The organism is Aquirufa salirivi (assembly GCF_045310485.1).
GTDB classification, from domain to species: Bacteria; Bacteroidota; Bacteroidia; order Cytophagales; family Spirosomataceae; genus Aquirufa; species Aquirufa salirivi.
In genome coordinates this window covers 36,611-57,583 of record NZ_JBEWZH010000004.1, presented here as the reverse complement: position 1 = coordinate 57,583, position 20,973 = coordinate 36,611, and the positions used below count along the sequence as shown (strand labels likewise).

General features: G+C 38.6%; 16 protein-coding genes. 9 read left to right on the top strand and 7 right to left on the bottom strand.

Going from position 1 to position 20,973, the window contains the following annotated elements; translation table 11 throughout:
- Positions 1–270: 270 nt before the first annotated feature.
- The 4 genes from U0R11_RS06335 to U0R11_RS06320 all read left to right on the top strand — a co-directional run bounded on the left by U0R11_RS06335 (position 271) and on the right by U0R11_RS06320 (position 8,558).
- Entirely contained in the window at positions 271–3,513 is a 3,243-nt protein-coding gene (locus U0R11_RS06335; protein WP_406750667.1) for a SusC/RagA family TonB-linked outer membrane protein, read from the top strand.
- A gap of 68 nt (positions 3,514–3,581) precedes the next feature.
- Positions 3,582–5,351: a RagB/SusD family nutrient uptake outer membrane protein gene (locus U0R11_RS06330; RefSeq protein WP_406750665.1), complete on the top strand. Its 1,770-nt coding sequence runs from the start codon at positions 3,582–3,584 to the stop codon at positions 5,349–5,351.
- Between the two features lie 312 nt (positions 5,352–5,663).
- Entirely contained in the window at positions 5,664–6,560 is an 897-nt protein-coding gene (locus U0R11_RS06325) for a glycoside hydrolase family protein (protein WP_406750664.1), read from the top strand.
- 315 nt (positions 6,561–6,875) lie between these two features.
- Positions 6,876–8,558 (top strand): helix-turn-helix transcriptional regulator, encoded by a 1,683-nt coding sequence (locus U0R11_RS06320; protein WP_406750662.1) that lies wholly within the window; start codon positions 6,876–6,878, stop codon positions 8,556–8,558.
- Positions 8,559–8,568: 10 nt separating this feature from the next.
- Here U0R11_RS06320 and U0R11_RS06315 read toward each other — a convergent pair whose 3' ends face one another.
- The 4 genes from U0R11_RS06315 to U0R11_RS06300 are packed head-to-tail and all read right to left on the bottom strand — an operon-like array spanning position 8,569 to position 11,589.
- A complete protein-coding gene (locus U0R11_RS06315) occupies positions 8,569–9,876 on the bottom strand; it encodes an MFS transporter (protein WP_406750660.1) in 1,308 nt (435 codons plus the stop codon).
- Positions 9,877–9,887: 11 nt separating this feature from the next.
- The gene (locus U0R11_RS06310; RefSeq protein ID WP_406750659.1) at positions 9,888–10,346 is read right to left on the bottom strand and encodes a DinB family protein; all 459 of its coding nucleotides are present in this window, start codon (positions 10,344–10,346) and stop codon (positions 9,888–9,890) included.
- Between the two features lie 11 nt (positions 10,347–10,357).
- On the bottom strand, positions 10,358–11,203 hold the full coding sequence (locus U0R11_RS06305) for an arsenite methyltransferase (protein WP_406750657.1): 846 nt from the start codon (positions 11,201–11,203) through the stop codon (positions 10,358–10,360).
- 53 nt (positions 11,204–11,256) lie between these two features.
- A complete protein-coding gene (locus U0R11_RS06300) occupies positions 11,257–11,589 on the bottom strand; it encodes an ArsR/SmtB family transcription factor (protein ID WP_406750656.1) in 333 nt (110 codons plus the stop codon).
- 157 nt (positions 11,590–11,746) lie between these two features.
- On the opposite strand from U0R11_RS06300, the gene U0R11_RS06295 reads away from it, so the two are divergent.
- The 3 genes from U0R11_RS06295 (at position 11,747) to U0R11_RS06285 (ending at position 14,777) form a co-directional block, all read left to right on the top strand.
- Positions 11,747–12,268 carry a hypothetical protein gene (locus U0R11_RS06295; protein ID WP_406750654.1) on the top strand — a complete coding sequence of 174 codons (522 nt, stop codon included), beginning with the start codon at positions 11,747–11,749 and terminating at the stop codon, positions 12,266–12,268.
- A gap of 72 nt (positions 12,269–12,340) precedes the next feature.
- Positions 12,341–13,228 carry a hypothetical protein gene (locus tag U0R11_RS06290; protein ID WP_406750652.1) on the top strand — a complete coding sequence of 296 codons (888 nt, stop codon included), beginning with the start codon at positions 12,341–12,343 and terminating at the stop codon, positions 13,226–13,228.
- Between the two features lie 13 nt (positions 13,229–13,241).
- Complete coding sequence (locus tag U0R11_RS06285) at positions 13,242–14,777, top strand: phosphatase PAP2 family protein (RefSeq protein WP_406750650.1); 1,536 nt, start codon at positions 13,242–13,244, stop codon at positions 14,775–14,777.
- Between the two features lie 105 nt (positions 14,778–14,882).
- On the opposite strand, the gene U0R11_RS06280 is transcribed toward U0R11_RS06285, so the two are convergent.
- Complete coding sequence (locus U0R11_RS06280; protein WP_406750648.1) at positions 14,883–17,294, bottom strand: TonB-dependent receptor domain-containing protein; 2,412 nt, start codon at positions 17,292–17,294, stop codon at positions 14,883–14,885.
- Between the two features lie 275 nt (positions 17,295–17,569).
- Here U0R11_RS06280 and U0R11_RS06275 point away from each other — a divergent pair, with 275 nt between their 5' ends.
- A complete protein-coding gene (locus U0R11_RS06275; protein WP_406750646.1) occupies positions 17,570–18,013 on the top strand; it encodes a hypothetical protein in 444 nt (147 codons plus the stop codon).
- A gap of 63 nt (positions 18,014–18,076) precedes the next feature.
- On the top strand, positions 18,077–18,919 hold the full coding sequence (locus tag U0R11_RS06270) for a VOC family protein (protein WP_406750645.1): 843 nt from the start codon (positions 18,077–18,079) through the stop codon (positions 18,917–18,919).
- Here the strand turns inward: U0R11_RS06270 and U0R11_RS06265 are convergent, their stop codons facing one another.
- Positions 18,920–20,203: an MFS transporter gene (locus U0R11_RS06265; RefSeq protein WP_406750643.1), complete on the bottom strand. Its 1,284-nt coding sequence runs from the start codon at positions 20,201–20,203 to the stop codon at positions 18,920–18,922.
- Positions 20,203–20,961 carry an SDR family NAD(P)-dependent oxidoreductase gene (locus U0R11_RS06260; RefSeq protein ID WP_166373659.1) on the bottom strand — a complete coding sequence of 253 codons (759 nt, stop codon included), beginning with the start codon at positions 20,959–20,961 and terminating at the stop codon, positions 20,203–20,205. The genes U0R11_RS06265 and U0R11_RS06260 overlap by 1 nt, the downstream gene beginning before the upstream one ends.
- Between the last annotated feature and the right edge of the window lie 12 nt (positions 20,962–20,973).

Below are 20,973 nucleotides of genomic sequence, written 5' to 3'. Positions count from 1 at the left end.
AAAATAGAAATTTCATCATTACTTAATAAGCTTCTTCTCTTTAGTTTAAACCAAGGTGGCACTTTTGTGTAAAATTCCTTTATTTATATGCCTAAAAAGAAATTTATCCAAATCAATCTTTGTTTTTTGCTATTATTATGTAATTTGGTTTCTATATCGATTAATTACACCAACTATAAAAACCAATCTTCCTTTCCCATTCTCCTTTCTGGAGGATCTGGAAACATCCAATCAACCTAATATCTATACTCTATGAAAAAAAATCAGCCCATGAGACAACACGTCTCGTACCTGAGAATGTGCATTCTCTATTTTGTTCTGCTGTGTGGAGTAGTACACTCCACCTGGGCAAGCGCCGCATCCCTTATTGAAAAATCTGTCACAGGTACCGTTACGGAAGAAAATGGTGCTCCTATTCCAGGAGTATCCGTTACTCAAAAAGGTAGTACTCGTGGAACTACCACCGATATCAATGGTAATTTCAAAATCAATGTCGACAATGAAAAATCCATTTTAGCCTTCTCTTTTGTAGGCTACATACCCCAAGAAATAGTAGTAGGGAGCCAAAGCAATCTTGCGGTGAAGTTAAAAGTAGATACCAAATTATTAACGGAAGTGGTTGTGGTAGGTTATGGAAGCCAAAAAAAGGCCAACCTTACAGGAGCAGTAGACCAAGTCAGCAGTGAGGTATTCGATAACCGCCCACTTACCAATTTAAATCAAGGTCTTCAAGGTGTCATGCCCAACTTAAATATTAAAATGGGTGATGGTAAGCCAAATCAAGCACCTAGTTTCAATATTCGTGGTACTACATCCATTGGTCAAGGAGGAAATGCTTTGGTCTTAATTGATAACGTCGAGGGAGACCCAAGTTTATTAAATCCCAACGACATCGCTTCCATAACCTTGTTGAAGGATGCCGCTTCGGCTTCCATTTATGGAGCAAGAGGAGTATTTGGTGTGGTGTTAATCACGACAAAAAATCCAACCAAAGGAAAGACTTCAGTAACCTATTCCTCTAATTATTCCTTGAAAAACCCCATTGCTGTACCTGACCTTGTTACTGATGGATACACCTTTGCATCCATGTTTGCGGAGTCATTTGTCAACTTTCAAGGAAGTTTTCCTCAGAATGTCAACAAAACCATGAAATTCTCTCAGGCCTACCTGAATGAATTCAAACGAAGAAAAGAAGTAGGAGGTCTACCCGATTATGAGATTGATCCTGTAACTGGGGAATATGTCTATTATGGCAGCACAGATTACTATGGTCATTTATACAAAAAGGTAACGACTTCTAAAGAACATAACCTAAGTATCTCAGGAAGTAGTGATAAAGCGAGTTACTTATTAACCGGTCGCTATTTCGGTCAGGATGGTTTATTCAGATACAATTCGGACGACTATCAAATGCTTAATTTCTCGGGAAAAGGAAGTGTACAGCTATATCCTTGGTTAAAAGTGACCAACTTCACTCAATTCTCCAACATGAAATACCACAACCCACTTAACGTAGGTGAAGGTGGTGGTATTTGGAGAAATATTGCGGATGAAGGGCACCCAATGTCCCCCATGTTAAATCCAGATGGTACCATATCGTTTTCTGCTGCTTATAGCATTGGTGATTTTTATTATGGTAAAAATGGAATTGACAATGATAAGCGAGTATTTAGAAATACGACGGGCTTTGCCGCTGATTTCTTCAAAAACAAATTACGCGTTAAAGGTGATGTCACCATTCAAAGCACAGACAATAATGATAGAACCAAGGCTGTACCTGTGCCATACAGTGTAAAACCTGGAGTTATTTCTTATGTGGGAACGACCACTAATTCTATCAATGACGTCTACAGAGAAACGAATTACATGACAACCAACCTGTATACGGAATATGAAAATACATTTCATGAAGATCACTACTTAAAAGTGATGGCGGGATACAACTACGAAGAATCTAGATTCAAAAGATTATCTGCCCAAAGAAATGGTTTGATTTTTGAGGGAGCCAATGACATAAACTTAGCATTAGGTCAATCCATCGTAACAAGTGGAGGCTGGGAAGTTTGGAAAATCATGGGAGGTTTCTCTCGACTAAACTACTCGTTTAAAGACCGATATTTATTGGAAGTGAATGCCCGTTATGATGGCTCATCTAAGTTCCCAAGTAACCAACGCTTTGCTTTCTTCCCATCATATTCCTTAGGATGGAGGCTTTCGAAAGAAGCATTTTGGAATGTGCCTGAAAAATTAATTACCGACTTAAAGCTTCGCGCTTCTTATGGATCTTTGGGTAATGGAAATATCAATTCCTACGCCTATTTGGAACAATTTAACATTGCTCAATCCGGTTTAGTTTTGAACGGCCAAAGACCACAGTTTACCACGAATCCCACAGTGATTCCAGAAGGCTTAACTTGGGAAACAGCTACGACAAAAAACATTGGAATAGACTTATCTATGTTAAATAATCGCTTGCATTTTAATGCAGACGCGTATATTAGAACGACAACCGATATGTTTACTGTAGGTTTAACTTTACCTGCTGTATTTGGAGCAACAGCCCCGAAAGGAAACTATGCCGACTTAGAAACCAAAGGCTGGGAAATGTTACTATCCTATAATGACCAAGTCAATGTGGGTTCAAGTCCACTAAAGTTCAATGTTCGCTTAACCCTTTCTGATTATACCGCTACTATTAAAAAATACAATAATCCTCAAAAGTTATTGAGTGATTATTATGAAGGACAAGTATTAGGTGAAATTTGGGGCTATACCACTGCTGGATATTTTACTTCGGCGGATGATGTTGCCAAAAGTGCTAAACAAGATTTGTTTCGTAGTGCCAACAGTGGCTTATGGTTCCCTGGAGATATTAAATTTGTTGACTCCAATGGAGATGGAAGAATTACTCCGGGTACTAGCCGTGTAAGTAATCCTGGAGACAGATCCATCATTGGAAATTCTACGCCACGTTATACCTATGGTATTATGTTAGGTGCGGATTGGAAAGACTTCTTTTTCTCAGCATTTTTCCAAGGTGTAGGTCAACAAGATTGGTATCCAAGTAGAGAGGCTAATTTATTCTGGGGTCAATACAATAGACCATACGGAGATATTCCAAAGAGTCAATTAGGCAATATTTGGAAAGAAGATAATGTCAATGCTTACTTCCCGAGATATGTTTCTCGTATCGCTAGTAATGCGAATGGAACTTTATCCGCTCCTCAAACCAAATACATGCAGGATGTACGTTATATCCGATTGAAAAACATCCAAGTAGGTTATAATTTACCGAGTCAGATCGCTTCTAAAATTGGTTCTTCTGCCGCTCGTGTATATGTTTCAGCCGAAAACATTTGGACAGCTTCACCGCTATTTAATATTACTCGTGATATAGATGTTGAAAATGCCGTAGCATCTGATCAAGTGTTCTCTCCTGGAGGAAACTCCGGCGATGGTTATAACTATCCTTTGATGAAAAGTGTAACACTTGGTTTATCTATTACATTTTAATGTGCTGAGAATCAAAAATCAAGAAATTCTTAGCAGGTAAAACAACCTTAAAATTTTAACAAAAGATCATGAAACTTAACTATATCTTCTGCCTACTTTTCACATCCAGTTTATTTTTTGGATGTAGTTTGGAAGAAATTCCAGAGGCAACTACCACCAAAGGTCCCATCTTCAGTAGCGAAAGCGGCCTTATCTTATATACCAATTCATTTTATAATATGATGAATGGTAAAAACCTACATCGCGCTGATGCGATGTCAGACTACCTAGCTAGAAAGGATACTCCCCCTTTCATCACACCCGGTAACTTTTCTGCGGAAGTGAGTTCAGGTTGGACCTGGTCCGATCTAAGAAATATCAATTATTTCATCAAAAACTGCAATGACCCTAAGGTCCCTTTAGCCGTTAGAAATAACTACATAGGTATCGCTCGGTTCTTTCGCGCTTGGTTTTATTATGAAAAAGTAAAACGCTTTGGCGATGTCCCATGGATCAATAAACCCTTGGACGTATCAGATACAGAACTATTGACCAAAGGTAGAGATTCCCGTGTGATGGTCATGGACTCTGTCATTGCCGACTTAAATTTTGCTTGTGCCAATATCACAGCTAAAACCGAAGGTAGCCGAAGTTTGGTAACAAAATATGCCGCTTTTGCATATAAATCACGCGTTTGTTTATATGAAGGAACCTTGAGAAAATACCATACCAACTTAAATTTGGCTTCAAGCTCGGCAAACCTCTTAACGCAAGCGGCGGCAGCAGCCAAAGTAGTCATGGACGAAGCTGGTTATAAATTATACGATGGTGCTGGAGTAGATAAATCATACCGTCAGGTGTTCATCAATCCTGCCCCAGTAGCTACTGAAGTGATACTTTCCGCTGTTTGTGACTTGGCATTGAACAACCTAAATGATGGGAACTGGTATTGGACCTCAGGAACGTATGGAGATAAGGCCAACTTCATTCGATCATTCATCAATACATATTTGAATATCGATGGCACCCCATTCACGAATAATCCAGCCTATAAAGCGATGCTGTTTAAAGATGAAGTGAAAGGACGTGATAAGCGTTTACAACAAACCATTCGTTCAGGTGATTACAAACGCTTAAACAATGGAGCATTAGAAGCCGCCCCTCCTTTATTCTCGTATACATTTACTGGTTATCAACCTATTAAGTGGGCATTGGATGACATGTATTATGATACTAGAGATTTAAACATCAACTCTGTATCCATCATCCGATATGCTGAGGTATTACTGAATTATGCAGAAGCAAAAGCGGAATTAGGTTCCTTAACGGATGGAGATTGGGCTGCGAGCATTGGCTTATTGAGAAAGAGAGCAGGTATCACAGGTGGAACAAGTGCCTTGCCAAAGGTTATTGACACCTACCTTCAAAGTACTTATTTCCCAGCCATTAGTGACCCAATAATTCTAGAAGTCCGCAGAGAAAGAGGTATCGAACTATGTTTAGAAGGTTTCCGTTTTGACGATATCGTACGTTGGAGAAGAGGAGAACTCATGCAAATGGAATGGAATGGTATGTATGTTCCGAGCTTGGATACTCCCTTGGACCTAAATGAGGATGGCAAATTGGATGTGGCATTCTACCAAAAACTACCGACCAAAGTATCGGGTGTGACTTATGTAGAAGTGTCTCCATTAATCAGTGGAAAAGCCAATCCTCAATTACTTGCAAACGGTACTTCAGGAGAATTAACCTGGTTCAATAACATCCCTAGGAAATGGGAAAACAAACACTATTTATACCCAATTCCAGCAGGGGATATCATTACTAACCCCAAGCTAGCACAAAATCCTGGATGGTAAAATGAAGGCCTACTTTGAAAGTAGGCCTTTTTTATTGACCGTTTATCAAAAGAATTGAATAAAACTTGTCGTTTGCATTAATCTGTGAGCGATTTTAACAATTTTTATAAAAAATAATCGTTCGGACCTCGATGTTCTCCCTTTAACTATTGTGTATTAAAAAGAATCTATCTAATTTGAGTGTATCAATTTTAAGAATTTAGTTTGTTGATGAAGTGTAATGCAAAAAAGTCACCTGATATTCAAGTGACTTTTTTTGATTTATCATACAATGGAAGCAATGTCAATTCAACCTATAAACCTCCCCATGCTATGAAACTTACTATGCTAAAAGTAGGCTATTTTATATTCCTTTTCATTCCATTCAATGCGCTATGCCAATCGATCTTTCCCGATGCTTTGGTTAAGTTTATGCCTTTGGTCGAAGAGGCTGTATTCTCAGGCACTGGAACCCAAACTTGGGATGAGCAAATTCGTGAACGAGGTTACATCTTAAAAGAGAAAGATGGCTACCACATGTGGTATACAGGATATACTAAAAATGATCCGATCAAGCGCTTGGGTTATGCCACTTCATCAGATGGCTTAAATTGGAAAAGACATCCAGCTAACCCCATCAATCCCAAACAATGGATTGAAGATGTATTTATCTTCAAAAAAGGGGCCGTATATTACATGTTTGCCGAAGGAAAAGGTGACACCACTCACCTACTTGTTTCAACGAATAAAACCACTTGGAAGGAATTGGGAAATCTTAGAATTAAAAAGACCACTGGCCAGCCCATTGATAAAGGGGCATTTGGAACACCCTGTGTCATGGAGGTAAAAGGCATCTACTACCTATTTTATGAACGAGATGATTTGGGAATTTGGCTGGCAAAATCCAATAATCTGATTGACTGGGTCAATGTACAAGATCAACCCGTGCTGGAAATGGGCCCAGAGCCTTATGATTTGTTCGGTGTAGCCATGAACCAAGTCATCTACTACCAAGGATACTATTATGGCTATTATCATGCTACGGCCTACAAAGACTGGCGAGAATGGTCTAGCAATGTTGCGGTATCTAAAGACCTTGTCCATTGGACTAAATACCCACATAACCCCATCATAGGAAATAATCAATCCAGTAATATCCTGGTTCCAGAAGCACGAGGATATCGTTTATACACCATGCACTCCAAGGTGCACGTGTATCAGTCCAAATAGCTTTCACCATCAGGTTGAAAACAAAAAAGCCTAGACTCCAATCAAGTCTAGGCTTTAAAAACCCGTGTTCTACATATTTCTCTAATAATTAATCAAATTTCTTGAAAGACCTGAATAAAATTCTATCTAACAATCATTCAAATTGATTACAATCTATTTTTCAACCAAATTGATTTCTAATACAATTAAATTGAGTTACAAAATTAAATAAACACAGTAAATAAAACTTTAAATTGGAGTACTAAATCAGGAACATTTGTTACTAAAAAGTAAAATTATGTTACTTTTAGAGAAATTTGTGATTCATTTATAGCAATGCAACTAAAAGATTTAGTCCTTGTCAAAACAATTTGTCAAAGACTGCTTTTCAGCCTCTTCGGACTATTCATAAGCGCATTCAGCTATGCCCAAGATACCGTTTTTGTAAAAACATACTCATTACCCGAGAAAATAGTCAATATTGATGGAGATGGACGAAATCTGATCGTCAGAACGGATAATCACCTATATAAATTCTATGCGGGCCGATTTGACGAATTAAAATTCACTCCCAAAGAGAATGACCGCTTTACATGGATTAGTAAAAACGATAATCCTGAAATCTTTGGCACCTATAGTACCTTGCAATTTCCAGAAAGCCATCAAGTGAAACATCAGTCATTAGACAATTTTGTACCTGGCTATGATCAATACAATATGACGGAGGCTTCCATGGGTAATTTATATTACTTGGCCTACAATGGTATCCTTTTAGAATATCGAATACATCATTTTTATTCTATCAAACACCGGGGTAAATCCATTCGCCATATTTACCATGATGACAATTTTCGTGTTATAGCCACCTATGCTGGAATATTCATTGATTCCACCAAGGCTGTGTATACCAATAAACCCATTCCTAGAGCCAATTTTGCCAGTGGAGAAACCACTAAAATTGATGGTCAATATTATTTGAATTCAGACCCGATTTATCGATTAAAAAATAATCAGTGGGAAATACTTCCACTGAAAACAGATATCAAACATTTTAAAAAACTGTTGAAAATTGGCAAACAGACTTATTTTCAGTCTACCGAAGCTATTGGTTGGATCAACTTAAACAAGCTAACACTCAAAAAAATCATCACGCATACTTCCCAGTTTCATGATATGGAAAACTTAGGGAACTTGCTTTTATTGGGCAATGCCAATGGGAAATTATACCTCTATGACGTTGTCCATCGAAAATTGGAAACAGTGCACATTGGATCTTCTATCTATGATATCACCATTAAAGGACAACAAATCATTCTTTCCTGCAATGACGGACTATATGAATTCGATTTAAAGACGAAAAAAAGCCAACTACTCTTCCGACACAAGCACATCATTCAATCCATTTTTATAGGTAACAATATCTTATTCACCAGCTTTGAAGGTCTATTTCTTTATACCAACAACCATGAGGTTTTTAAAATCATTGATAATGTTGAATTCAATAAAAGAGCTCTAAATAGTTGGAATGATCTAATATATGCAGGCTCTACTGAAGGCCTCTATGTCATCAACCTCCCACAATTAATCAATGAAATTTTACCCAGCTTGGATCCTGAAATATTGAATGAAAGTAAATTGGATACCTCCTTACTCATTGCTTTAGGATTTACGCTGGTTGTCATTATCGGAAGTGCCGTATTCATCCGATATAAAAACCAAGGTAAACCTGATCATTACAAAACTCCGAAGGTGGAAATAACCCCCGAAAGAATACGGGAAGACATGTTAAAAAATGAACATCTAATCAGTGTGGAAAGTATTGCGGAGTATTACCAAATTTCACGTGTACACTTAAATCGAGTCTTGAAAAAGCACGATAAAAATACCTTGGAATTAATCAAGCAGATTAAGCAGGAAATTGTGTTAGACCTTAAAAGCAAACAAACACCTATTGAAAAAATCAGTCAACGCGTTGGTTATACAAGCAAGTACATCAAGCAACATTTTCTAAAAAAATAGTATTCTCCTTTCAAAAAGACAGCCTATCTAATGGCTGAACCATGGAATGCGAATTGGTACAAGTGGATTGAACGTCCTTACCAATCAACCAATCCCAAATTTTTACAGATTCCCCTTCTCCACAGCGCATTCGGATTTTAATTATAATGGCGGAGAAACATGTCAAGAGTCCAATAAAAATAATTGCTGTGAGTACCCCAAAATAGTCCGCTATGATACCCGTCATCAAGGCACCAATAGCATATCCCAAATCTCTCCATAAGCGAAATATTCCCATACTTTTAGCGCGATCTAAGGGATGCGTATTCTCTGCCAAAGTAGCCAAAAAAGTAGGGTAAACCATCGCCGTTCCCCAGCCTAGCAAGGCAGAAATCCCCACATATTGACCCACTGTTTCAGCCCAAATCAACAGTATTAATGCGATTCCTTGCAAAAGCATTCCCACAAATAACATGTCTTTTTTACAAAATTTGTCCGACATTTTACCTGTTAATAATTGCCCCAAACCCCAAACAGCTGGATATATCGCCGTGATAATTCCTATTTCCTGAAGTTCAAATTCTTTACTCGCTAATAGAATGGGAAATATCCCCCATACCATGCCGTCATTTAAATTGTTAATCAATCCAGCTTGAGTAACCGATCCCAAGTTCCGGTTTTTCCAGGTTGTATCTAAGAAAATATCTTTCAATCGTGGGATTCGACTAGTCTGTTCTTCTTGTATCACATGCTGCCGTGTGTCATGTATGAAGAAATAACTTCCCAATAAACCCAAAATGACCAACACGATACCTAGATAAAATGGATAAGGTCGCAATCCATACTGATTGGCGATATATCCAGATAAAAAAGCAAAAAGTGCCACCGCCAAATAGCCGGCCGATTCATTAATCCCCATGGCTAATCCACGCTGCTTTTCGCCCACTAAATCAATTTTCATCACGACCGTGGAACTCCATGCTAAGCCTTGATTTATCCCCAAAAAAACATTGGCTACAATTATCCAATTCCAATTAGGAGCAAACATGAGTAAAAATGGAATGGGAATGGCCATGATCCAACCAAAAACCAAGAGGTTTTTGCGGCCAAAACGATTGGCTAAACTACCTGCAAAATAATTAGAAAAGGCTTTGACAACGCCAAAAACAATAATAAATGAGAGGATGGCTGTTTTAGCCGCTAAAGCAAATTCTTTCTCCGCTATTTGTGGTAAAATGCTGCGCTCTAAACCCACCATTCCACCAACAAAGGCATTGATTAGCACCAATAAACTAAACTGCTTCCAATTTTCTCTTAAACCCAGTTTAACCTGCTCCATGGTAGTGATATTTACTTATGTCCGTATTTAAGTACGATGGCTAACTGCCCTGCATGATAAGCCGTATGCGAAACAATTCTCCCAAAGGCCTCCGATTTTGTTTTCGTTCCAAATTCCTTGGTCGTAATGATATGTTCCCAATCCTCGTCAGTTTGCTGAGAAACAATGGAATACAATTTTTTAAACGAATCCTGTACATACCAATTTAACTCTTCCAAATTAGTCCATTCCCCAGTATCGCGTTGATCTATGACCGTTTTAGCCACCACTTTTACCGAAGGGTCACCAAACACATTCTTGGCAAAAAGCAATTCTACATCTCCTATGTGACGAATCAAAAAACCTGCTGAATTGGGAGAATCTCCTAACTTTTTGCCCAAATCTGCCTCTGTTATCCCATCCAATAATTTGGTGAATCGAGTCCTAGACTCGACCCACAATTCCAATAATAATTCCGTTTTAGAATGCATGATTTATCAATTTAGCAACATCCTGAACCTGGCTTGCAGGCATTCGCCTCCAGCGGCTTTTGGGCAAACACCGAAATCGAAAATATACCTGTTTTACCTGATTTAAATTCCTCTATTTCTTGAGCACTTAAATAATGACTCAAAATATCATTTGGTATAATAATAGGCTTTTCTTTTTGAATTTGCACATTGACAAATCCACTTGCCTGTATTAATTGCATATAATCTTCTTTTTGAATAGCTCCAGCTACACAGCCTGCGTACATTTCCGCATCCTTTTGCAATCCTGATGGCAATTCACCAACAAGTACCACATCGGATATACTAAAATGCCCTCCTGGCTTTAATACTCGGTATATATCTTGAAAAACCCCTGCCTTATTTGGCACCAAATTTAATACACAATTACTCACTATAACATCTGCCACATTGGCTGAAATAGGCATATTTTCTATATCCCCTTGGCGAAACTCCACATTATTAAAACCTCGAATCTCTGCATTAATTCGTGCTCTTTCTATCATTTGTGGAGTAAAATCTACACCGATCACCTTACCTGTTTCTCCTACTTCATGACGGGCTATGAAACAATCATTTCCTGCTCCACTTCCTAAATCCACGACAACATCTCCCACTTTCATGTCAGCAAATTGCGTAGGTAATCCACAGCCTAAACCTAAATCTGCATCCGCATGATATCCCCCTAAAGTGGTATAGTCTTCCGACATAATATTGTACACCTCCGTTGAGCAGCCTCCCGCTCCACAGCATGAAGCCATATTTTCTTCTTTTCCTTGCATGGCAATCTCGCCATATTTTTGCTTGACAATTTCCTTTAATTCCTGTTCTGTTTTCATGGTATGTTGATTTTAATTAATCGTAATTTTACGATGGATTTAAACAAAAAAATTTAACAACAACTACTTGTTTTTACATGTCGTTTTTCAAAAAAATGACCTAACAATTCTGTTAATTTGGCCCACTCAGGTTCATTAATACAATAACAAATCGAAACCCCGTCAATTTGACCTCGAATCAAACCCGCCTCTTTCAATTCTTTCAAATGCTGAGATACCGTCGATTGAGAAATGGGCAACTCGTCTACAATGTCACCACAAATGCAAGAATGTTTCGATAACAACAATTGCATAATGGCCATACGGGCAGGATGCGACAAGGCCTTAGCGTATTTTGCTACTAAAATCTGCTCTTCGGTATAATCAATAATCTTACTTGCTCCCATATCAATCGTAATATTACGATAAATAATTTTATTAGAAAAATTCTGGGATCAATTTCTTTCATAATGATTGAAAAAACTTGACCTAGTGTGTGATACATCGCACAAAATCCATATAAATAGTTGGAATTATACCAGTTTGTGCTAGTTTTGCAAATTCATGAAAAGACTAGCCTCCATATTGCTATTGTTTATTCTCCTCTACCAAGCGGGGGGATTTGCATTACGTTATGTGGCTAATTCAAGTACTGACCTAGCCATTAGTGACTCGGAAAATGATTCTTATGTAGTGAAAATCCCTATTTCTTTACCCTATCCTAGCAATCGGGAAATTTCTCAAGAAGTTTCAGGGGCAATACAACAAGGGGATGATTTCTATCAAATGCTAGATCAAAAGATAGAAAATGACACCTTGTATACGCGTGTAGTTAATGATAAAAATGCCCGAGATCAATTTTTGGATTTGGCAGATTTAGTGAATGAACATTTAGGTGATCAGCCTGAAAAAAAACCAGCAAAAAGTAAATTAATTCAAACGCTGGTTAAAGAGTATTGTCAATCCGGTGCTGCCTGGGTATTCTATATCTTAGAATGGCCAAGTGAATCGACAATACCTAATCATGCTCCATTACAGACATCCTCATTCAAGGATGCTTTATTTTCCCCTCCCCGGCAAGCTTAATTATTTCTGGAAAAATAGCTTGAAAGAAGACCCTTCTTTCCTGATTGTTGTATTTCAATTTAATTAAGCAAAATGAAACATACGTTACTGTGTGTATTCATCTCTATGTTGAGTATGAATACGATCATGGCACAAATGCCACATGATCAAATCTACATGAATAAAAATATTGCCTGTGGGGCCCTGATGTATGGGAATTCCTCCTGGACAAATTATTGGGAAAATTCCTTAAAAAGGGATAATCCCAATATTGGAAAACTAAGCACAGAGTCCTTATCTGCTATGATTGCCTATGGAATTACCAAAAAAATAAATGCTTTGGTCATGGTTCCTTATGTTAAAACACAGGCTAGCCAAGGAAATTTGATGGGCCAACAAGGATTTCAAGATGTCAGCCTTTGGTTAAAAGCACAAGTATTTAATTACAAACAATTACATGGACATGCCACGCTAGGACTAAGTACTCCTATGAGTAATTATGTGACTGAGTTTATGCCCATGTCCATTGGTCTTGGAGCTAAAACATTCAGCGCCAGAGCCATTCTACACTATAACTTACCTTCCAACTTATTCATCAGTGCCACGAGTTCCTATATCGTAAGAAGTCAGGTCATGGTTGATCGCGACTCCTATTTGAACGGAGAAAAACTAGTAAACTCGGGTTCCGTAGTCGTGCCCAATGCCTTTGACGCCATGTTTCGATTAGGTTACATCAAAAAAGAAAACCAATTGGAAGTATTCGCCGAGCATTTTTCTTGTGCTGGGGGAGACAATATTCGTCGTAATTCGATGCCGTTTCTTACCAATGACATGACGATGACCGCCGTAGGAGCCTATGCCAAATACCAGCCAAAATCTCTGGGTATAAGCGCCAAAGTATCCTATGTCATAGATGGACAAAATGCTGGACAAAGTACCAACGTAACCGTAGGCGTATTGTACTTATTTAAGGTTAAATAATCATAAGAAAATCATGAAAAAATACATATACTATTTTATAACTATCCTGTGCTTTAGTTTTTTACTTTCCTGTGAAAACAACCTATCTGAAGCTTTAATGGCACCTTATGTACCTGCCAATGTGGATGAAAATGCAGGTTCTTGGAAAACCTTTGTTCTTATTTCTCCAACGGAGGTAAGCATTGTCGCTCCAGCCGGAACCAATGACCCGGCTTACTTAAAAGAAATTGATTCCCTTAAAAACATCGTTGCCCCCAATATAAACAATGAACAAAGACAAATCGTAGCCTATTGGGGAGCAGGCGCCGTGTACCGATGGAATGAATTAGCCAGAGAATTATCTGCTCGCTATAACTCAGCACCTGCGGCAAATGCGGAAGGGAAATACCCGGTACCGGATGCTACCAATCCATTAGCTGATCCTAAATTCCCATTTGCCAATCCACCTTATGTATCAAGAGCTTTAGCCTATTTGAGTGTGGCTCAATATGATGCATTAGTGAGCGCATGGAAATATAAATACCAATACAATCGACAAGCGCCCGGTGTCGTGGATAAAGCCATTAAACCCTTGTTGCCGGCAAGTTCTTTGCCCTCTTATCCTTCAGAGGATGCCGTGGTAGCACAGGCTAGTTATGTTATTTTATTAGCCATGTTTCCAGGGGAAGGGCCCTTTTTAAAATCCAAATTGGAAGAATGCAAAAACGCGCGACTTTGGGCTGGTATGAACGTAAGTTCTGATATCCAAGCTGGTGTAAGCTTGGGTGCTGGAGTAGCCGCAAAAGTTATGGTAAAAGCCAGAGCTGATGGTATGGGGGCTGCCAACAATCAAGCGGCTACACCAGATATGATTGCTCGTTCCAAATCATTAGGATTTACGAAAGTATGGACAAGCCAAGAAAGCCCTGCAAGACCGCCGATGCTGCCGACATTCGGAAATGTAAAAACCTGGAACTTCGATCGTGCTACTTTGGAGGCCATTCGCCCTGCCATACCTTATATAGAAGGTTCTACTGAGTTCAAAAAAGACTATGAAGAGTTGGTAGAAGTTGATAAAAATCAAACTCGAGAACAAGCTGCCATTGCCAACTTTTGGGCGGATGGCCCCGGAACTTATACTCCTCCAGGACACTGGCATCGCTACGGCGCCAATGCTGGTTTTGAAGCTAAATACAGTGAAGTACGCATGGCCAGAATGCTTGCCTATTTAGGTACTGCCGAAATGGATGCTGGGATTGGGTGCTGGGATACCAAATATTATTATTACAGTCCCCGCCCACAGCAATATGGCCTTAAAACCTCTGTTGGACTACCCAATTTCCCCAGTTATACCTCTGGGCATTCTACTTTTTCAGCAGCGGGTGCGGAGGTTTTATCCGCCTTCTTTCCACAAAAAGCCAGCACATTTAATTCCTATGCCCAGCAAGCTTCTGATTCGCGAGTTTATGGATTAATACACTGGAGATTAGATTGTACCATGGGCTTAAAACACGGTAAAATCATTGGCCAATATGCTGTTAAAAGAGCTAGCCAAGATGGCGCACTTTAACACATTGAATCTTTATTCAATCTGCCTATAAAATTATAATTAAGGGGTAATTTTTAATAGTCGACTGGCGAGTTTCAGTCGGCTATTTTTGTTTCATGGTGAAATTTAAAATTTTAGTTGATAGCCCGCTCTAATAACTTGCGTTTCATAATAATCTGAAGACGACATCCGGAATCCTTTGGCTAATATATCTTTATGTATGACCATGGTATTGAATAGATCACTGGCATTAATGAAATATTCTCCCTTTCCATTTTTTTGCGCTTTCTTAATTCCAACATCAAAGCTAAACCGCTGACCAATTCTGCCTTGTGGAATGAGATCAGGTGCTAAATAAATAGCAGAAAATTGCACATTCCATTGATTCGGTAAATGAACAAATCCTATCCATTTGGCACTACCTGAAAAAATTTCTTCTTGCTCGGAAGTATAGCTTGTAGGAATAGGATATTGATTAAATACAGAAAAAGAATTTATCCGATTTTGATACGCATTCAAATTAAGGTTGAAGGAAAGCACTTTCGAAAGTTCTTGAGAAAGAACAATTTCAAGCCCCAAATTGGAACTCTTACCTGCATTCTGCATGATATGATAAATCAAGGTATTGCCTGGAATGGTCGTAGCTATACGAGTAATCGTCGCATCGGCTAATCGCTGATAAATAGCCGTATACAAATATCCCCTATTAATACTTGATTTATACGCTATTTCCATCGTATTTGTAAACTGCGGTTTCAAGGCAGGATTTCCCACCTTCACAATTTCGGCATCATCATATTTAGGAAATACTCGAATATCCAATTCGGCTGGCCTATCCACGCGTCGACTATAGAAAAAGGATAATTTATTATTCTCATTAAGTTTATACCCTAAACGAACATTGGGAAATGGTTGCACATATTGATAGCCATCACTTTTATAGGTATTATGATTGGGGTCAATATCATATTTGACCGTAACGTATTCCATTCTCAAACCCGCCTCCACTTCATATTTCTCATTTTCAAAAATATAATTACTGTAAATGGCTGGTATGGTTTCCTTGTAATCAGCCCAACCTCCCGCAGTTACATCGAGTGGAGAATTTAATCCTGGAATAAATAGCATACTCGTAGGAATAAAACGATAGCGATACTTTAAACCCGCCTCCACTCTTCCCCACTTCAAAGGCCTAACATAATCAACATTCAAATCGGTAACATGTTCATCCGACATTAATTTAAAAGCATCCAGCCCTGTATAACTTGGATAAATATTGGTAAAAAAGTACTTTTCATCTTCTTGATGCCAAGTGTAATTCAAGCTGAAATTGAAGACATGACCAGGCTGCTCAAATCGATGCTGAAAATTATTCATAGCAGTGACAGTGGTTTTCAATTCATCCTCCAAAAACTGCCATAACCTCCTTCTCTCTGTCATATTTTGATTAAAAAAGGGTTCGTCCCCATCATCCAAGATTTTTTCACTACTAAATAAAATGGATGAATTAAATGAATTTTGCTCATTCATTTTCCAGTCAATCCCCCCCATGAATGTTCCAATATTGGTTCTCCTATTCCTTTTAGTCTGTTGCTGAATAACGTCGCCAGAATCATAGATTCTAGTAACAAACTCATTTTTATTTAATGTGGGTGTGTAATTAAAATCCCCTTGCATAAACAGGTTCACATTTTTCTTTCTATAATTCAGAGAAAGCGATGGATTAAACTTGGGTGTAGCTTGAAACTGTGGTCGAATACTGGGTAAATTCTCTTTTTTTATTCCTAATGCTCCTAATCCAGCACTCAATCCTATCTTCCCATTAAATCCTTCTTGCTTACTTTTCTTAAATATAATATTGATAATACCTGCATTTCCATTCGCATCATATTTAGCAGAAGGATTATTGATAATTTCAATTTTTTCAATGGCCGAAGAAGGAATATTGTCTAGGCCAGATTGAGCACCAAAACCCGTAAGCGCCGTTTGTTTCCCATCAACTAAAACCGCTACTTGAGAACTACCTCTCAAATTCAATTTCCCATCTTGTACTGTTATTCCAGGCAAACTTTGCATGACCTGCAAAACGGAACCTCCCGTCTGAGAATTTATCGTTTCAACTGAATAACTTTTTTTATCCAGCTTATTTTCAATTTCATCACGCTTTGCGCTAACAATTACCTCTTCCAATTGCTGCTGATCAGGAACAAGGAGAATCGTTGAGACATCGAGATATTCAGTTAAACTCCCAATAAATACATTTTGCTTTTTTAGTTGATAGCCCACCATACTTATATGAAGATAATAAGTACCTGGTTTTATGTTGTTCAAACGAAACCTGCCATTTGCATCACTAATGGTTCCTTGAACAAAACTGCTGTCTTTGGATTTTTTTAATAAGACATTACTATATGCCATGGAACTTCCATTTCCTTGATCTTTAAGTACTCCTGACAAGGTAACTTGGGAAACTTGAGATTTTACGGAAAAAACGATACTACAAAGTAGTAAAAATAGTATGGTGAATTTATTAGGCATTTTTCTTATAAAAGGTATTTAAGTTAACTCCAATAAATACAGATACAAATATAATCCAAGAAGTGTAGACATCCACCCCCACAAAATTTTTTGGTTCCTCCATCTTTAAAATAAAGCATTATGGAAATTGACTGTTCCCACTTATCAAGCTTTTACCCTAGTTGATTTAAATTCATTTGCTATATTTGCATATATCTATATAAACCATAGACTTTATATTTTGTGTTATGAAAAATCTACTATTCTTCACGATTCTACTATTCTCACTCCCTACAATGGCCCAAGAACAATTCCCTAAGATAGCAGGACACATGGGAATCGCTCATTCCATCATCACGGTTTCTGATGGTATCACCACCGGTAATTTCGGGAGTTCTTATTCCGTTGGATTTCCAGTAGCCCTCAACATTTGGAAAACAGAAAAGGTGGGCTTTTCCTTGGAGGTCATCCCTGCCATTCGAAGTGAAAATGGTAGCCATAAGGTAAACAATGTGACATTTCACCCAGGTATCCTATATCGCTTGGGTAAGGGTTATACCTTCGCTGGTCGCGCAGCTTTTGAAACAAGCGGTCGATATGGCATGACTCCTGTATTAAATAGAGTCCTTAAAAAAAACAAATTCAGCAGTTATTACTTGGCTATCCCGATTCCCATTCGATTCGGGAATGATCGACCAGTTTCTGCCAATTTGACTGTTCAATTAGGAATAGCCTTCTAAAAATGATGCGTTTCTAAAATTATTTTCGTAAAATTCCTATGTCTAACAAAAAACATGGAACTTATGTCTAACTCCATTCATACTTGTCTGTGGTTTAAACAAACTGCACATGAAGCACGGGACTTTTACCAATCGATTTTTGAGGATTTTGTTATACAATCTGAAAATTCCATGGTCTGTTCTGTTCGAATACATGGACGAAATTTTACCTTTTTAGGAGGAGTCAAACATGCTTCATTTAATCCTTCTATTTCCTTTTTTCTCATTTTCCATTCCAAAGAAGAGCTAGAGAAAAAATGGGACGCCTTATCAAAAGAGGGTAAAACTTTAATGGAATTAAACAGCTATCCTTGGAGTAGCATGTACGGATGGTGCGAGGATAAAAATGGTATTAGTTGGCAATTGATGATTCATGATACGCTTCCAGATAAAATCATCCCTGCACTCTTATTTACTCAACACAATAATGGAAAAGCAGAAAAAGCCATTCAATATTACACCTCTTTAATCCCACATTCTCAGGTCAATTTATTGGATCGATATGTCAAAGGAAGTGGCGATGAAGAGGGGAATATTCAACATGCTCAATTTTTGTTAGCGGGTCTGGCCTTTATTGCATTTGAAAGTTCATATATGCATCAATTCATCTTCAACGATGCTATTTCTTTCGTCATTACTTGCCAAAATCAAGCAGAAATTGATTTCTACTGGGATAGCTTTATCCGAGATGGAGGAAGCCCAAGTAAGTGTGGCTGGCTCAAAGATCCCTTTGGTGTTTCTTGGCAAATCATTCCTGAAAATATGGGGCGATTGATGCGTAATTCCAATAATTCCATGTTCATGAACGTGTTCATGAACATGGAGAAAATTGACATTAATGCCCTCGAAAATGCTAGCAAACTTTAATTATTCCTTGCTAGGTTTCCCTACTGGCGACATTCTCGGCGAGATAAAATGGATGAGTAACCAGGCTAATAAATAAGCCGATCCGCAAATCAAGAATATTAAATTATATCCTCCAGACAAATTGTCACTGGCTTTATACGTATCTAAAATAATTCCAATAAAGTAAGGAAAAATGACCCCGCCCAAAGAACCCGCCAATCCCCCAATACCTACCACTGAACTTATCGCATTTTTAGGAAACATATCCGAAACCGAGGTAAATATGTTAGCCGACCAAGCCTGATGTGCCGAAGCTGCAATACTGATTAAAATAACAGCTTGCCAGATATCCGTAGCCCAGCGTGCCGAAATGATGGGTAAAGCCAATAAAGCAAAAAATAACATGGCTGTTTTTCTAGCTTTATACACAGGCCAACCTTTCCGCATCAACCAACCAGGAATATAGCCTCCACCAATACTTCCAATCGAAGTACAAGTAAATAAAACCGCTAAATGTATGCTCGGTTTTTTTAGATCTAAAGCGAACGTAGAGGAGAAATAGGATGGCAACCAAAATAGGAAAAACCACCAGATAGGATCTGTGAAAAACTTCCCTACAATGAACACCCAGGTTTGAGGAATGGTAAACAACTTAGACCAAGCAATGGGCGTATTGTCTTCATGGTCATCTTCCTGAATATAGTCTAATTCGGACTGACTAATCCCTTGCTTCTTAGTGGGTATTTCATAGAAAATCCACCAAAAAATAAGCCAAATAAAGCCAATGGCTCCTGTAATTATAAATGCTTCTTGCCAGCCATAAGCTCCCAACAACCAAGGAACCATAATGGGTGCGACCATCGCACCAATGTTAGCTCCAGAGTTAAAAATTCCAGTGGCAAATGCTCGTTCTTTTTTGGGAAACCATTCAGCAACGGATTTGATTGCCGCAGGGAAATTACCCGCTTCTCCCAATCCTAAAACCGCTCTAGCCGCGCCAAAGCCAAAAGAGGTTTTGGCCAAAGCATGAAACATAGCAGCAATCGACCAAATGATGATCGAAATGGTATAGCCTAATTTAGAGCCAATATGATCAATGATCTTCCCAAAAAACAACAAGCCAAGGGCATAAGAGGCGGTAAAGCACATCACAATGAAACTGTAATCCGTTTCTGACCAATTCAGCTCCTTTTCTAAGGTTGGCTTTAATAATCCTATTACTTGCCGGTCCAAGTAATTGATGGTCGTAGCAAAAAACAATAAGGCGACCACTACCCAGCGAAAATTTCCTACTTTTTCTTTCATTAGAATCCGATTGAATTGCCCCCATCGACGGGAATTGAAACACCTGTTATGTATCCTGCAGCATCTGAGGCTAAAAATACCGCCGTCCAAGCTACGTCTTCTGGTTTACCAAAATAGCCCATGGGCGTTCTATCCATGGCCTTATGCTTACGGTCAGGATCTGAATTCATGGCAGTTTTACTCATGGCCGTTTCTATAAATCCAGGGGCAATGGCATTCACTCGTACACCGTGGGCCGACCACTCGGAAGCCAATACCCGAACCAATCCATACAAGCCTGATTTTGAAGAGGCATAAGCTGCCACTCGATCTATTCCATAATAGGCCGCCATGGATGAAATCATGATAATGGAACCCGATTTTCTTTCCAACATATGTTTGCCTACTTCTCGACTCAACACAAACACGGCATTTAAATTGACTTGAATAATTTGAGCAAAATCGTCATTTGACACATCTACCGCTGGTCGTTTCATGTTAATCCCAGCATTATTCACCAGTATATCAATTTTTCCATGTGATTGGATGATATCCGCTACCAAACCAGGAGTAGCATTGACATCTGCCATGTCATGCACAAAATAAAAAGCGCCAGCGCCCAAGTTATGAACCGCATCTTGTAGGACGTTTTCTCTTCTACCCGTTATGATGACATTAGCTCCACTGGCCAACATGCATTTTGCCATATCAAATCCGATACCCGTTCCTCCTCCTGTAATTAAAGCCACCTTTCCGGCCAATGAAAATTTGTTCTCCATCTTTATAATTTC